Consider the following 14,168-nt stretch of genomic DNA (forward strand, 5'->3'; position numbering starts at 1 on the left):
GCGGTTCAGGACCGGACGGGGACTTCTTCGAGCAGCGCGGTGAGGCCCGCCGCGCGTCCGGGGGAGACCTCGTCCGGGGCGCGGTCCGCGATGGCCGCGCGGAGCCGCTCCACCCGCCGGCCGAGATCCACCGGCTCGCCGCCGTCCACCTGGTTCAGCAGCGTGCTGACCTCGCGGGCGAGGTCGCTGCCGAACCGTGCCCCGACCTCGCCGGCCGCGATGCCCACGTCGATCGCGCGCCGCATCCGCGCGAGCGCGCCGACCGTCACCGCCCGCGTCTCGGCCGACGGGACGGCCTTGCCAGGCAGGGTCGCCGGCGCGGACGGCGCCGTCGGGCGGCCGCCCGGATCCCCCGCGGAACCGGGCGGCGGCGCCGCGCCGGAGCGGCTGGGCAGCGGCGGCAGCGCCACGCCACGCGGCGCGTCCGACAGCGAGGAAGTAATCACCGCGAGCGGGGTCAGGACCAGCGCGAGCATCGCCGCCGCCGCGACGCCGAGCACCGCCCCGCGACCGGCCCGTCCCAGCCCGCGCCACCGTGACCCGCCGCGTCCGGCGGCGGGCGGGCCGGGCTCCGCCACCACGGGCAGGAACGACGTCTCCGTCGCCTGGGCCGCCAGGATCCGAGCGATGACGATGGCGTCGGGCCGCTCGGCGGGGTCGTCGGCACGGCAGCGGACGGCCAAGTCGACCAAGTCGGCCTGTGCGTCTCCGGCGTCGCCGGAGGGCGATGCGGCCTCCGGGTCCCCGGTGAGGCATTCGGCGAGGATCCGCCCGAACGCCAGCACGTCCCCGGCCCGCCCGGACGCGTCCGCGGCCTCCGCCGCTTCCTCGGTGAGGGCGCCGGTGAGGCCGAGGCCGAGGAGCTTCACGCCGTCCGCGGTGAGGAACACTTGCGCGGGCCTCAGATCGCCGTGCACGGTTCCGCAGGCGTGGACGGCGGCGAGGGCATCAGCGAGTTGCGCGCACACGCCCACGGCCTCCTGAGCGCCCGGCAGCCCCCGCGTGAGGCGCTCCGCGAGGGACTCGCCGCCGAGGTACTCCGTCACCGCGTACGCCAGCGCGTCCCCGCCGGAGCCCTCCGCCTCGCCGTAGTCGTAGGTGGTCACGATGTTGGGGTGGGCGAGCGCGGCGGCGGCGCGGGCCGCGTCGCGGAGCCGCCGCCGCAGGTCGCGCCCGGACCGCCGGACGCCGACGAGCGTCACGGCGACGCGGCGGGCGAGCAGTTCGTCGCGGGCGGCCCACACCTGCGCCGGGCCGCGCCGCGCGAGGCGGCGCTCCAGGCGGTAGCGGCCGTCCAGCCGGAATCCTGGGTCCACGAGACCTCCCCTCGGGCGGGGGACTGCGGGTGCCGGTGCCCAGCAGTACGCAGCGCGGGCCGGATCGGATCGGTCCATGACCGTCCCGTCCTGACGGGCCGTGCCGGGTTTCGGGCCTTGGCCGGACCAGGCCACCGCCGGGGCTTGCCTTCTCCCGCGGATGCGCTACGACCGAGGAAGGGCCGTCAAGGACGCGTCACGGGCGGGTCATCCGCGACCCGTGGAAGTCCCAGGAGAAACCCCGGACATTGAAAAGCGGCGCCGGGTGGATACGGGGGCAATCCACCCGGCGCCGCATCATCGGTGTTCCGACGGGGGCCCGGAACACCGGCACGGGCGCTCCGACGGGGGACCAGAGCGCCGGTACAAATCGTACACCGAAACCCCCCGCGGTTAGTCAAGAGAATGTCACGACCCGATTTCCGGTCGCTGTCCGGAAACGGGCTTCTGTTCGCGTCCTTGCGGGTCGCCGAAGGTCGCGGAGGGGGTCGGCTCCCGTCCGCCGTTGGCGAAGACGACCGCGATGTAGGGCAGGAAGAGCGCCCCGACGATGAGAAGGATCACCACCCACACCGGCGCCCCCGCCACAGCGGCCAGCACGGCGCCGACGAAGCACCCCGTCCGGACGCCCATGGACATCAGATACCGGCGCTGCCGGTGCCCGATGTCGTCCGACAGCGGGAGCGGCGCGTCGGTGACCGTGTAGACCGCCGGCGCCCGAGACGCCCGATGGTGATTGACCCTCACGTTTCCACGGTAAGCCCAAGGGGACCGGCAGGCGACAGCAGTACGGGTAAAGGCAGAACGGGTCAGAAAGCAGCACGGATCAGAAAGCAGCACGCGTCCAAGCTCGGGAGGAACGAGATGACCGATCGCACGTACCGGGTGACGGAGATCGTCGGGACCTCGCCGGAGTCGGTCGAGGCCGCGATCCGCAACGGCGTCAGGCGCGCCGCGCAGACGCTGCGCCACCTGGACTGGTTCGAGGTGACCGAGGTCCGCGGCCAGATCGAGGACGGTGAGGTCGCTCACATCCAGGTCACCATGAAGGTCGGCTTCCGCCTCGAAGACGCCTGAGCGTCACGGCCGCGAGCGAGCGTGACGCGCGCGGCCGTGACGCACGCTCACGTCGCCTTGCTCACCGTCGACATGTGGAAGTCGGGGACGCGCAGGGCGGGCATGGCGGCGCGGGTGAAGTAGTCCGACCACTCGCGCGGCAGCGTCGGGACGGTCGCGCCGACCTCGGTGAGGCGCGACAGCAGGTCGACGGGGCTCTCGTTGAACCGGAAGTTGTTCACGGCCCCGACGACCTCGCCGTCCTCGACGAGGTAGACGCCGTCGCGGGTGAGGCCGGTCAGCAGCAGGCTCTGCGGATCGACCGTCCGGATGTACCACAGGCACGTCAGCAGCAGCCCGCGCTCGGTGCGGGCGACCATCTCCTCCAGGGACGCGCCGCCGTCCGGCCCCGTCATCGAGAGGTTGTCGATGGGCGGGGTGAGCGGCAGCCCGGTGCGCTCCGCCGAGTGCCGCGTCTGGGTCAGCGAGGCGAGGTCGCCGTCGCGGATCCAGTCGGTGGCGCCGAGCGCGAGGCCGTTGTCGAACACCGACTCCTCGCGGCTGGACGCGTGCGCGATCACGAACGGCGCGCACTGCAGGCCCGCGGCGGCCGGGTCGCTGGACAGGCTGACGGGCAGGCTCGCGAGCCTCTCGCCGACGCGGGTGCCGCCGCCGGGCGCGCTGAACACGGTGCGGCCGTCCAGGGCGTCCTGCGCTCCCGCCGACCAGTACAGGTAGATCATCAGGTCGGCGACGGCGCACGGCGGCAGGATCGTCTCGTACCGCCCAGCGGGCAGGTCCACGCGCCGCTCGCCCCACGTCAGCCGCCGGTCGAGGTCGGCGGTGAGGGCGTGGACGTCCACGTCGGTGAAGTCGCGGGTGGCGACGCCCGCCCACGCCGAGCCGCCCGCGCCCTTGGCGTTCAGCTCCAGCAGCCCGGTCGGCTGGACGTGCCGCGCCCGCAGCCCGGCCGAGTTCCCGACGTACGTCGAGGTCACGACGTGGTTGGCGAACCCGTACAGGCGCCGGTCGGCGGCCTGCGCGGCGGCGAACGCCTCGCCGAGCGCGGGCGCGAAACCCTCGTACACGCCGATGCCGGTCTCGGCCGGGTCGTCGCCCCACGCCGCCGACGCGGCGGCCGGGCCCTCGGAGACGAGGGGGCGGGCGTCCTCGGCGGGCTCGTTCCCGGCGGCGTCGGCCTCGGCGGCGCGCACCAGGTCCTCGATGCCGCCGGCGTCCACCGCCGACCGCGACACCACGCCCGCGGCGACGCCCCCCGCGGTGCTGCGCAGCGCGATGACGGTGAGGCGGCTGGCGCGCGTCACGCCGTTGGTGGTGAGGGTGTTGCCCGCCCACCGCAGGTTCGCGGTGCTCGTCTCGTCGGCGATGACGACGCAGTCGTCCGCGCGGGACAGCTCGAGCGCTCGCTCGACGGCCTCGCTCGGCCTCATCCCGGTCACTGGCCGGCCTCCTTCAGCGCGTTGAGGATGTTGACGCCGCGGAACAGCGCCGACGGGCAGCCGTGGCTGACCGGCGCGATCTGCCCCGGCTGGCCCTTCCCGCAGTTGAAGGCGCCGCCGAGCACGTACGTCTGCGGGCCGCCGACCGCCTCCATCGAGTTCCAGAAGTCGGTGGTGGTGGCCTGGTAGGCGACGTCGCGGAGCTGCCCGGCGAGCCGCCCGCTCTCGATGCGGTAGAACCGCTGCCCGGTGAACTGGAAGTTGTAGCGCTGCATGTCGATCGACCAGCTCTTGTTGCCGACGATGTAGATCCCGCGGTCGACGCCGGAGATGAGCTCGTCGGTGGACGGGCCGTCCACGGCGGGCTGGAGCGACACGTTCGCCATCCGCTGGATCGGCATGCTGGACGCCGCGTCCGCGAACGCGCACCCGTTGGAGCGGTCGGCGCCGGTGAGGCGGGCGATGCGACGGTCGGTCTGGTATCCGGTGAACCGGCCGTCGGCGATGATGTCGAACGCCTGGGCCTCGACGCCCTCGTCGTCGTAGCCGATGGTGGCGAGGCCGTGCTCGGCGGTGCGGTCGCCGGTGACGTTCATGACCTTCGAGCCGTACTGCAGCTCGCCGAGCTTGTCGGGGGTGGCGAACGAGGTGCCCGCGTAGGCGGCCTCGTAGCCGAGCGCCCGGTCAAGCTCCGTGGCGTGCCCGATCGACTCGTGGATCGTCAGCCACAGGTTGGACGGGTCGACGACGACGTCGTACACGCCCGGGTCGACGGACGGCGCCGCGAGCTTCTCGGCGAGCAGCTCGGGGATCCGGGCCAGCTCGCCGTCCCAGTCCCAGTGGTCGCCGGTCAGCCACTCCCACCCGTACCCGGCGGGCGGCGCGAGCGTCCGCATCGTGTCGAACAGCGGGCCGGAGATGCCGACGGCGTCCACGGCGGGATACAGCCGGACGCGCTGCTGGGTGGTGACGGTCCCCGCGAGGTCGGCGAAGAACTTGTTCTCCTTGACCTGCATCAGCGTGGCGTCGACGTGGTCGACGCGGTCGTCGTCCAGGAGGCGGCGGCTCCACCCGGCCAGCAGCGCGATCTTGTCGCCGGTCGGGACGTCGAACGGGTCGATCTCGTAGGCGGAGACCCAGGTGCGCTCTCCGTGGACGGGTTCGGGGGCCAGCTCGATGGGTTCGCGGTTGACGGGCTTGGCGACGGCCGCGACGTCCACGGCCTGCGCGGCGACGCGGGCGGCACCGTCGGGGGTGAGGTCGATGCCGGCGGCGAAGCCCCAGGTGCCGTCCTTGACGACGCGGACGGACAGGCCGACGTCGTCGGCGTCCAGCGCGGTCTCCAGCGCGGCGTCGCGGAGGTTGAGCGTCTGGCTGCGGATGCGTTCGAGGCGGAAGTCGGCGTGCTCGGCGCCCAGCTCCCGGGCCCGGGTGAGGGCCGCGTCGGCCAGCGCGCGGAGCGGCAGGGCGGTGAAGGCGGGATCGATGTCATGCACCCTCCGCAACCTACCGCCGCCGCCGCCCGCGTTCCGCCCCTGATTTCGCGGGCGGAACACGCGCGGCCGATCATGCGCGGACGTCGTGCGCGGACGAGATCGCCCGCGAACAAAACGGGGTCGGCGGAAGTTGTCGGTTCGGCACATCCGCAGGGCGGCGCCCGGCCGCTAGTGTCGTGCCGCAGCCAACGCGGCAGCCCGAACGGGAACGCGCAGCCTGAACGAGAGGGTCCTGATGAGTCGCTCTGTCCTCGTGACCGGGGGTAACCGGGGCATCGGCCTGGCCATCGCCCGCGAGCTCGCCGCGGCGGGCGACGCCGTGGCGGTCACGTACCGGTCCGGCGAGCCGCCGGACGGCCTGTTCGGCGTCCGGTGCGACGTGACCAGCGCCGAGGACGTCGACGCCGCGTTCGGCAAGATCGAGGCGGAGCAGGGCCCGGTCGAGGTGGTCGTCGCCAACGCCGGGATCACCAAGGACACCCTGCTGGCGATCATGAGCGAGGAGTCGTTCACGTCCGTCATCGACACGAACCTGACGGGCTCGTTCCGCGTCGCCAAGCGCGCGGTGAAGAGCATGATGCGCAAGCGGACCGGGCGGATCGTGCTGGTCTCGTCCGTGGTGGGCCTGACGGGCTCGGCGGGGCAGACGAACTACGCCGCGTCCAAGGCGGGCATGGTCGGGTTCGCCCGGTCGCTCGCCCGCGAGCTCGGCTCCCGCGGCGTCACCGTGAACGTCGTCGCGCCGGGGTTCGTCGACACCGACATGACGGCGGTGCTGACCGAGGACCAGCAGAAGGCCATCACCGCCTCGATCCCGCTCGGCCGGATCGCCAGGCCGGAGGAGGTCGCGAAGGCGGTGCGGTTCGTGGCGAGCGAGGACGCCGCCTACATCACCGGGGCCGTGATCCCGGTCGACGGCGGACTGGGAATGGGGCACTGACGGTCATGGGCATTCTCGAAGGCAAGCGGATCCTGGTCACCGGCGTCCTCACCGACGCCTCGATCGGCTTCCACATCGCGCGGGTCGCGCAGGAGCAGGGCGCCGAGGTGGCGCTGACCGCCTACCCGCGCCCGACGCTGACGGCGCGGACCGCGAAGCGGCTCCCGTCCGGTCCCGACTCGCCGCCCCCGGTGATCGAGCTGGACGTGACCGACACCGCGCAGCTCGACGCCCTCGCCGGGAACCTCCGCGACAACGGCTTCGACCACCTGGACGGCGTCGTCCACGCGATCGCGTTCGCGCCGCAGACCGCGCTCGGCGGCACGTTCCTGGAGACGCCGTGGGAGGACGTCGCGACCGCCGTCCACGCCTCGACGTACTCGCTGAAGTCCCTGACGATGGCGTGCCTGCCGCTGATGAAGGACGGCGGCTCCGTCGTCGGCCTCGACTTCGACGCCACCAAGGCGTGGCCGGTCTACGACTGGATGGGCGTGGCGAAGGCCGGCCTGGAGTCGTGCGCCCGCTACCTCGCCAAGTACCTGGGCCCGCAGGGCATCCGGGTCAACCTCGTCGCCGCGGGCCCGCTCGCCACGATGGCGGCCAAGAGCATCCCCGGGTTCGAGGGCATGACGGAGATGTGGCCGAAGGCCGCGCCGCTCGGCTGGGACATCAAGGACAGCGAGCCGACCGCGCGGGCGTGCGCGGCGCTGCTGTCGGACTGGTTCCCGGCGACGACGGGCGAGATCGTCCACGTCGACGGCGGCCTGCATTCTGTCGGGGCCGTGGGCTGAATTCATTGCATTTCTCCTCCTTCGGCCCTGGCGGGCCTCCATCGTCGAGAAACGCGGCGCGATCGCTGCATCGCTCCGACTCGCCTGGCGGCTCGCTGCGCGATCAGGTTCCTCGCAGGTCGGAACCTGGCTTCGGTCGCGATCGCGATGGCCCAGGTCGTCGCGTGGTTGCGGCGGTGGCCGAGGCAGGTGCGCGCCGCTAGGTGCGGCGGCGGAGGGCGCGGGCGGCGACGTTGAGGTTGAGCGCGGCCACGGCACCGGCGGCTCCGGCCGCCGCGGCGACCCACAGCATCTGACCGCTGTCGTTCCCGGACGCCGCGACGGGGGAGACGAGCCGCGTCTGCGGCTGAGCGTCCGTCCCGTGGCCGTTCGGGGCGGTGGCCAGTTCGGGTGCGGGCAGCGTGCCGGGCGGCAGCGACGACTCCGGCGGCGGGCCTCCCGCGTACGGCGTGAACTCCCTGGAACCGGACGGCCCGAACGACACCTCGCCGCCCGGAGCCGAAGGGGCCTTGCCCGGCGCCTTCTCCGGCGGCTCGGCGCCCTTGTTCCCCGAGCCGGGCGCGGGCTTCGCCGGTTTCTCGGGCGCCTTCGGCGGGGTCGGCTCCGGCTTCGGGGAGGGGCTCGTCGGGAGCAGCGCCTCGCGCAGGTTGCCGAGGTTGCACGTCCAGTTCTCGATGGTGCTCGCCGGGTCGGTGCCCTTCTTGCAGGTCTCCGCCGCGGCGGCGTCCGCCGCGGGCGCCGGCAGGAGCAGGACGAGCGCCCCCGCCGTGACCGCCGCGGACGCCGAACCGAGCCGCCTGAGCCGATGGGGCATGTCGCTCCTCCACCCGATGCCGGTCCTCACCGTTGTTGACATCGTGTCCCATACGGGTGGGTCCCTAAACCGTGAAACGACGGTTTCTTTACCCCGTCGCGACCCTCACTGGATCACGAGCCTCGCGAGCCTGGTGCGCCGCGCGGGCGTCCCGCCGTCGCGGACGGCCTTCGCCAGCACGGGCCCGGCCGCCTGCACGACCGACAGGTGCCGCCCGGCCAGCCCGAACGCGACGGCCACCACCGGACGGGACAGGCCCTCGGGCGACATGACCGCGACCACGGCGGGACGGCGCGTCCCGCGGGCCTGCGCGACCGTCAGCGCCCAGCCGTGCCGCAGCCGGGACGCGTCCGCCGGGGCGACGACCGCGGAGCCGCCGGGGAACTCGACGTCCAGGCCGTGCGCGCCGCCGCCGGTGACCACCCCCGTCTCGCCGAGCGGGGCGTGCGGCAGCGCCGCGGCGACCACCACCCGGTCGCCGGGGTCCATGCCGCCGAACTTGCCGGGGCCGGGGTTCAGGCGCGCCTTGAGCGCCGCGTTGAGGGCGGTGGCGCCCGCGTCGCCGCCGCCGGCGGGCGCGACGACCTGGACGTTTTCGACCGGGATCCCCAGCGCGCGGGGAATCGAGTCGGTGACGAGCTGGACGGCGCGGTGCACCGCCTCGCCGGGGCTCTCGGCGGGCACGATGACGACCTCGCGTCCTGGCGCGTCCACGGCGACGAGCTCGCCGCCGCGCACCGCCTCGGTCAGCTCGCCGAGCGGGCCGGACGGCGGCGCCGCGTCCAGCAGCACGACCGGCACCGTCTCGGACGCCTCCAGATCATCCAGCGGGCGGCCGGGCCCGGCGGGCGGCGGCGCGTCCGGCTCGGCGCACAGCACCAGGTGGGCGCCGTCCGGGCACGCTTCGACGAGCACGGCGCACAGCTCGACGTCGAGCGCGGACGCGTCCGTCACCAGGATCAGGTCGAGGTCGAGGGGGTTGCGTTCGCCGCGCCCGTAGACGACGGCGCCCGGCGCGGCGGACGGGTCGTCCCGCGGTTCCAGCAGCCGGTGCAGGCTCGTCACCGCGACGCCGTCACCGCCGCCGAGGCCGGCGGCGGCGCGGTCGGTGGGCGCGGCGACGGCGGTGCGTACGCCCTCACCGGCGGCGGCCGACGCGATCGCGACCACGGCGTCCGCGAGGTCGCCGGGCGTCCCGCGCAGGACGCTCACGCCGGTGCGCAGCGCGGCCGTGAGCGCGAGGGCGCGGTCCTCGGGCAGGCCGTCGCGCAGGCCCTTGACGGCCGCGTCGTCGAGCAGCGGCACGGCGGTGAGCGTCAGCCGCTGGAACCCCTCGGCCGCGGCCTCCTCGGCGAGCGCCCACCGCGCGGGGCCGAGCGTCTCCTCCGGCTCGGGCGGCTCGGCGTCCTCCTCGAACGACTCCTCGCCGAACTCGGGCTCCTCGGTGAGCGTGAGGACCTCCGCCTCGTCCAGCGCGGCCTCCACGGCGCCCTGCGGGTCGGCGACCTGGACGCGTTCCAGCGCGGACACCACCTCGGCGGCGGGCGTGACGGTGTGGCCGCCGCGCGCCGCCTCGGTCAGCACGTGCAGGACGAGGGCCCGTCCGCGCCGCAGGTCGTCGGGCCGCGCGTCCTGCCCGAGCAGCGCGCGGGCGAAGTGGTCGGCCTGGCGCGGCTGGACGCCGGGGACGCGCAGCAGCCGCCACGGGTCCTCGCGCAGCCGTCCGGCGGCGCCGGGCCCGAGGCGGGCGGCGGCGCGGGCCGCGAGCGGCGCCGGGACGCCGGTCTCGGAGAACAGGTCGGCGAGGGCGCGCAGCCCCTCCTGCGCGGTCGGCTCCGCCCCGTGCGGCGGCGGTTCCCGCACAGGGTCGCGGGGCGCGGCGGGCGGGGCAGCGGCGGCGGCTTCGGCGGCGCGCATCGCCTCGGCGGCGCGCGCCGCCCGCTCGGCCGCGGACGGTGCGCCGTTCTGCTCGGAGGGGTGCTCAGGGGTGTCGGTCACGGGCTTCCCGTTGCGGTGTCGGAGACGTCGTCCAGCGCCGCCCGGATCTCGTTCGGCAGCGTCAGGTCCTCGCTCTCCAGTATCGCGGCCAGCTGCGCCGCCGTCCGGGCGCCGACGACCGGCGCGGCGACCCCGGGACGGTCGCGGACCCACGCGAGCGCGACCGCGAGCGGGGACCGGCCGAGGCCCTCGGCCGCCGTCACCACCGACTCCACGATGCGGGCGCACTCGTCGTCCAGGTACGGCTGGACGAAGTCGGCGTAGTGCGAGGCGGCGGCACGCGACTCCGCCGGGATGCCGGTGCGGTACTTGCCGGTCAGGACGCCCCGCCCGAGCGGCGACGACGGCAGCAGCCCCGCGCCCGCGTCCACCGCCGCGGGCACGACCTCCCGCTCGATGTCGCGGCTCAGCAGCGAGTACTCCAGCTGCGCGGACACGACGGGCGCGCGGCCCGGCCACGCGCGCTGCCACGCGGCCGCCTTGGACACCTGCCAGCCCGCGTAGTTGGACACGCCGACGTACCGGGCCCGGCCGGACGCGACGGCCTCGTCCAGCGCCGACAGCGTCTCCTCCAGCGGCGTCGCCGGGTCGTACACGTGCAGCTGCCAAAGGTCGACGTGGTCGAGGTCCATGCGGTCGAGGGAGGCGTCCAGGGCGCGCAGCAGATGCCGGCGGGACCCGTCGTAGCGGCCGTTCGGCCTGATCGCGGCCTTGGTCGCGACGACGACGCCGTCCCGGTCGACGAGCTCGCGCAGCAGGTGCCCGAGGATCCGCTCGCTGTCGCCGCCGTTGTACACGTCGGCGGTGTCGACCAGCGTGCCCCCGGCCTCCACGAACGCGACGAGCTGCGCCGCGGCCTCCTCCGGGCCGGTGTCCTGCCCCCAGGTCATGGTGCCGAGGCCCAGCCGGGACACCAGCAGCCCGCTCCGCCCGAGGTGACGCTCCTTCATAGGCGGTCAATGTAGCGGTCCCGGCGAGCCGGACGCCGCCTGGCCAGCGCGGGACGCCGCCGGGTCGGCGCAGGACGCGGCGAGGTCAGGGCAGGACGCGGCCGGGTCTAGAGCCAGCCGCTCCTGCGGAGGCGGCGGAACAGGAACACGCAGATCACCACGATCACGGCCACCACGGCGGGTACGACCACGTCCACTTCAGCTCGGGCATGTGGTCGAAGTTCATGCCGTAGATCCCGGCGATCGCTGTCGGCACCGCGATGATCGCGGCCCAGGCGGAGATCTTCCGCATATCTTCGTTCTGCTGCTTGCCGAGCAGCGCCAGATGCGCGGTCAGGACGCTGTTGAGCAGCTCGTTGTGCGCGTCGACCTGCTCGTCGACGCGGAGCAGGTGGTCCAGGACGTCGCGGAAGTACTCGCGGGTCGAGCCGCACTCGGCGACCCGCCCTCTCACGATCTCCTGCAGCACCGGGATCAGCGGGTCCTCCGCGCTGCGGAACTCCAGCACCTCCCGCTTGAGGGAGTAGACGTCCTCGACGACGTCCCGCGCGCCCGGGTCGAACACGGCCTTCTCCAGCCCGATGATGTCGATCTCGACCTCGTGCGCGACGATGCCGTACCGGTCGACGACCTCGTCGCACACCGCGTACAGGACGGCGGTCGCGCCGTGCTTGAGCAGCTCGGGCGCGTCCTCCAGCCGCTTGCGGACGGGCCCGAGCGGGTTGCCCGCGCCGTGCCGGACGGTGATGACGAAGTCCGGGCCGAGGAACACCATGATCTCGCCGACCTCGATGTCGGACGTCGCGTCGATGTAGGACAGCGTCTTCAGCACGATGAGCAGCGTGTCGTCGTAGCGCTCCATCTTCGGCCGCTGGTGCGCGGACACCGCGTCCTCGGCGGCCAGGGGGTGCAGTTGCAGCTCGTCCCTGACCAGTGCGAACTCGTCCTCGTCGGGTTCGTGCAGGCCGATCCAGACGAAGCAGTCGCCGTCGGCGCGGGCCAGGTCGAAGGCGTCGCTGATGTCGCCGTCGATGTCGCGGCGGGTCCCGTCGGCGTAGATGGCCTTGTCCACGATCACACGACGCATTCTCCCGCATCCGGGCAGGGGACGGGCCGCGTCCCGCGATGACGGTCATCTCCTAGAGTGGCCGCTGTGACGACGCTTCTGCTGGTAAGGCATGGCCTGACCGCGATGACCGGCCCCGTGCTGGCCGGGTGGACGCCCGCGGTCCATCTCGACGAGCGGGGCCGCGCGCAGGTCGCCGCGCTCGCCCGGCGCATGGCGCCGCTGCCGCTCGCCGCCCTCGTGTCCAGCCCCCTCGAACGCTGCGCCGAGACCGCCGAGGCGATCGCCGCCGCGCGCGGGCCCGGGCGGGGCGCGCCCGTCGAGAAGATCGAGACGGACGAGCGGTTCGGCGAGGTCCGCTACGGCGACTGGACGGGCCGTCCCCTCAAGGAACTCGCCGAAGAGCCCCTCTGGAAGGTCGTGCAGGCCCACCCGAGCGCCGTGACGTTCCCCGGCGAGGCCGGCGAGTCCCTCGCCGCCGCGCAGCACCGCGCCGTCACCGCCGTCCGCGACTGGAACGCGCGGATCGCCGCCGAGCACGGCCCCGACGCCCTCTACGCCGTGTGCAGCCACGGCGACATCATCAAGGCGATCGTCGCCGACGCGCTCGGCCTCCACCTCGACCAGTTCCAGCGGATCCAGGCCGACCCGGCGTCGCTCACCGTGATCCGCTACACCGAAACGCGCCCGTTCGTCGTCCGCGTCAACGACACCGGCGGCGACATCGCCGCTCTCGTGCCCGAAACGTCCGGGGAAAGCGCCGGAAAAGACGGACTCGGGCCGGATGACGCGGTCCCAGGCGGCGGCGCGTAGGGTCTTTGTCATGCCCGTCATCTCCTACGACCTGCCGGAGCGGTTCGTCGCCGGCGCCGTCGGGCGGCCAGGCGACCGCGCGTTCTACCTGCAGGCGCGCTCCGGACGCCGCGTCACCAGCGTCGGACTGGAGAAGTTCCAGGTCACGCTGCTGGCCGAGCGGCTGGAGGAGCTGCTCGACGAGGTGCTGCGGCGCAGCGGCGGCGAGGCCCCGGTGCCGGCCGTCACCCCGTCGGAGCTGGTCGACGACGGGCCGCTCGACCAGCCGGTCGAGGAGGAGTTCAAGGTCGGCACGATGGCGCTGGCGTGGGACCCCGACGACGAGCAGGTCGTCATCGAGGCGCAGGAGGTCACCGAGACCGAGGAGGAGGCCGAGGTCGGCGAGGACGACCCCGCCATCGCCGTGCTGCGCGTCCGGATCAGCGCGGCGCAGGCCCGCGCGTTCGCCGAGCGGGCCCTGAAGGTCGTCGCGGCCGGGCGCCCGCCGTGCCCGCTGTGCGGCCTGCCCCTCGACACCGAGGGGCACGTGTGCCCGCGCCAGAACGGATACCTCGGCTGAGATGACGCCCCCGTCCCGCTCCGTACCGATCTGCCCGGCGCGCCGCAGGTCCCGGCCCGTCGCGGACGAAATGGGCCCGTTGTGCTGGATCATGGACGGCGTGGCCGGAAGAATGAACGCATGACGCAGTCCTCCCGGGACCGGGCGCCCGCGGGCGACGCCGCCGGAGGCGGCGCGCCCCGATGCCCGGTCTCCCCCCGCGACGCCGCCGCCGAACGGCTGCTGCGCGCCGGGCGGCTCAGCGTGGAGGGCCGGCTCGTCCAGGCGTCCAACGCCACCCTCTACTGCTCGATCGAGCACGACGGGCAGGCCGCGGGCTGCGTCTACAAGCCCGTCGCGGGGGAGCGCCCCCTCTGGGACTTCCCGGACGGCACCCTCGCCGAACGCGAGGTCGCCGCCTACGAGGTGTCCAAGACCATGGGCTGGGGCACCGTCCCGCCCACCGTCCACCGCGACGGCCCCTACGGGCCCGGCATGGTGCAGCTGTGGGTGGAGCCCGACCCCGACGTCGACCTCGTCGCCCTGTCCCGCTCCGAGGACGAGGCCGTCCGCCGCATGGCGGTGTTCGACGCCGTCGTCAACAACGCCGACCGCAAGATCGGCCACCTGCTCCCGCCCGGCGACGGCCGCGTCTACGGCTGCGACCACGGCGTGTGCTTCTCCGTCGAGTACAAGCTCCGCACGGTGCTGTGGCAGTGGCGCGGCAAGCCGCTGACGCCCGAGGCGCTGGAGGCCCTCGCCCGCGTCCAGGACGGCCTCGCCGACGGCGCCCTCGGCACCCGCCTCTCCGAACTCCTCACCCCCGACGAGGTGGACGCCACCCGCCGCCGCGTCGAGCTGATGCTCAAACACCGCATCCACCCCTACCCCCCAGAAGACTGGCCCGCCATCCCCTGGCCGCCCCTGTAG

General features: G+C 74.1%; 14 protein-coding genes. 6 read left to right on the plus strand and 8 right to left on the minus strand.

Annotated elements, in window-relative coordinates; genetic code table 11:
- Nucleotides 1-5 precede the first annotated feature (5 nt).
- Nucleotides 6-1,316, minus strand: coding sequence for a protein kinase (locus E1287_RS14045; protein ID WP_165968995.1), 1,311 nt, complete (start codon nt 1,314-1,316; stop codon nt 6-8).
- Between the two features lie 408 nt (nt 1,317-1,724).
- Nucleotides 1,725-2,063 carry a DUF3099 domain-containing protein gene (locus E1287_RS14050; RefSeq protein WP_131965360.1) on the minus strand — a complete coding sequence of 113 codons (339 nt, stop codon included), beginning with the start codon at nt 2,061-2,063 and terminating at the stop codon, nt 1,725-1,727.
- A gap of 117 nt (nt 2,064-2,180) precedes the next feature.
- Here E1287_RS14050 and E1287_RS14055 point away from each other — a divergent pair, with 117 nt between their 5' ends.
- Nucleotides 2,181-2,393, plus strand: a complete 213-nt coding sequence (locus tag E1287_RS14055) for a dodecin (RefSeq protein WP_131965361.1) — start codon at nt 2,181-2,183, stop codon at nt 2,391-2,393.
- 47 nt (nt 2,394-2,440) lie between these two features.
- On the opposite strand, the gene E1287_RS14060 is transcribed toward E1287_RS14055, so the two are convergent.
- Nucleotides 2,441-3,823, minus strand: a complete 1,383-nt coding sequence (locus tag E1287_RS14060; RefSeq protein WP_131965377.1) for a metallopeptidase TldD-related protein — start codon at nt 3,821-3,823, stop codon at nt 2,441-2,443.
- Between the two features lie 5 nt (nt 3,824-3,828).
- Entirely contained in the window at nt 3,829-5,328 is a 1,500-nt protein-coding gene (locus E1287_RS14065; protein ID WP_207934207.1) for a TldD/PmbA family protein, read from the minus strand.
- Nucleotides 5,329-5,563: 235 nt separating this feature from the next.
- On the opposite strand from E1287_RS14065, the gene E1287_RS14070 reads away from it, so the two are divergent.
- Together E1287_RS14070 and fabI are read left to right on the plus strand one after the other, a co-directional pair.
- Nucleotides 5,564-6,268 (plus strand): beta-ketoacyl-ACP reductase, encoded by a 705-nt coding sequence (locus E1287_RS14070; RefSeq protein WP_131965363.1) that lies wholly within the window; start codon nt 5,564-5,566, stop codon nt 6,266-6,268.
- 5 nt (nt 6,269-6,273) lie between these two features.
- Nucleotides 6,274-7,059 (plus strand): enoyl-ACP reductase FabI, encoded by a 786-nt coding sequence (gene fabI, locus E1287_RS14075; RefSeq protein WP_131965364.1) that lies wholly within the window; start codon nt 6,274-6,276, stop codon nt 7,057-7,059.
- A 199-nt stretch (nt 7,060-7,258) separates the two neighbouring features.
- Here fabI and E1287_RS14080 read toward each other — a convergent pair whose 3' ends face one another.
- The 4 genes from E1287_RS14080 to E1287_RS14095 form a co-directional block, all read right to left on the minus strand.
- The gene (locus E1287_RS14080; protein ID WP_131965365.1) at nt 7,259-7,873 is read right to left on the minus strand and encodes a hypothetical protein; all 615 of its coding nucleotides are present in this window, start codon (nt 7,871-7,873) and stop codon (nt 7,259-7,261) included.
- Between the two features lie 105 nt (nt 7,874-7,978).
- On the minus strand, nt 7,979-9,871 hold the full coding sequence (locus E1287_RS14085; RefSeq protein WP_243718995.1) for a helix-hairpin-helix domain-containing protein: 1,893 nt from the start codon (nt 9,869-9,871) through the stop codon (nt 7,979-7,981).
- A complete protein-coding gene (locus E1287_RS14090) occupies nt 9,868-10,821 on the minus strand; it encodes an aldo/keto reductase (protein WP_131965366.1) in 954 nt (317 codons plus the stop codon). Before E1287_RS14090 ends, E1287_RS14085 begins: the two co-directional genes overlap by 4 nt.
- Before the next feature lie 163 nt (nt 10,822-10,984).
- Complete coding sequence (locus tag E1287_RS14095) at nt 10,985-11,899, minus strand: magnesium and cobalt transport protein CorA (protein ID WP_243718997.1); 915 nt, start codon at nt 11,897-11,899, stop codon at nt 10,985-10,987.
- Nucleotides 11,900-11,974: 75 nt separating this feature from the next.
- Between E1287_RS14095 and E1287_RS14100 the strand changes: the two genes are divergently transcribed.
- The 3 genes from E1287_RS14100 to E1287_RS14110 all read left to right on the plus strand — a co-directional run bounded on the left by E1287_RS14100 (nt 11,975) and on the right by E1287_RS14110 (nt 14,168).
- A complete protein-coding gene (locus E1287_RS14100; RefSeq protein WP_131965367.1) occupies nt 11,975-12,700 on the plus strand; it encodes a histidine phosphatase family protein in 726 nt (241 codons plus the stop codon).
- Nucleotides 12,701-12,710: 10 nt separating this feature from the next.
- Complete coding sequence (locus tag E1287_RS14105; protein ID WP_131965368.1) at nt 12,711-13,259, plus strand: DUF3090 domain-containing protein; 549 nt, start codon at nt 12,711-12,713, stop codon at nt 13,257-13,259.
- A 120-nt stretch (nt 13,260-13,379) separates the two neighbouring features.
- A complete protein-coding gene (locus E1287_RS14110; protein ID WP_131965369.1) occupies nt 13,380-14,168 on the plus strand; it encodes an SCO1664 family protein in 789 nt (262 codons plus the stop codon).

The sequence above is a fragment of the Actinomadura sp. KC06 genome, from assembly GCF_004348735.1.
Lineage (GTDB): Bacteria > Actinomycetota > Actinomycetes > Streptosporangiales > Streptosporangiaceae > Spirillospora.

Coding starts and splice junctions, on each gene's coding strand:
- fabI (WP_131965364.1), top strand. CDS start 6,274: ATGGGCATTCTCGAAGGCAAGCGGATCCTGGTCACCGGCGTCCTCACC.
- E1287_RS14055 (WP_131965361.1), top strand. CDS start 2,181: ATGACCGATCGCACGTACCGGGTGACGGAGATCGTCGGGACCTCGCCG.
- E1287_RS14090 (WP_131965366.1), bottom strand. CDS start 10,821: ATGAAGGAGCGTCACCTCGGGCGGAGCGGGCTGCTGGTGTCCCGGCTG.
- E1287_RS14105 (WP_131965368.1), top strand. CDS start 12,711: ATGCCCGTCATCTCCTACGACCTGCCGGAGCGGTTCGTCGCCGGCGCC.
- E1287_RS14080 (WP_131965365.1), bottom strand. CDS start 7,873: ATGCCCCATCGGCTCAGGCGGCTCGGTTCGGCGTCCGCGGCGGTCACG.
- E1287_RS14110 (WP_131965369.1), top strand. CDS start 13,380: ATGACGCAGTCCTCCCGGGACCGGGCGCCCGCGGGCGACGCCGCCGGA.
- E1287_RS14060 (WP_131965377.1), bottom strand. CDS start 3,823: ATGAGGCCGAGCGAGGCCGTCGAGCGAGCGCTCGAGCTGTCCCGCGCG.
- E1287_RS14070 (WP_131965363.1), top strand. CDS start 5,564: ATGAGTCGCTCTGTCCTCGTGACCGGGGGTAACCGGGGCATCGGCCTG.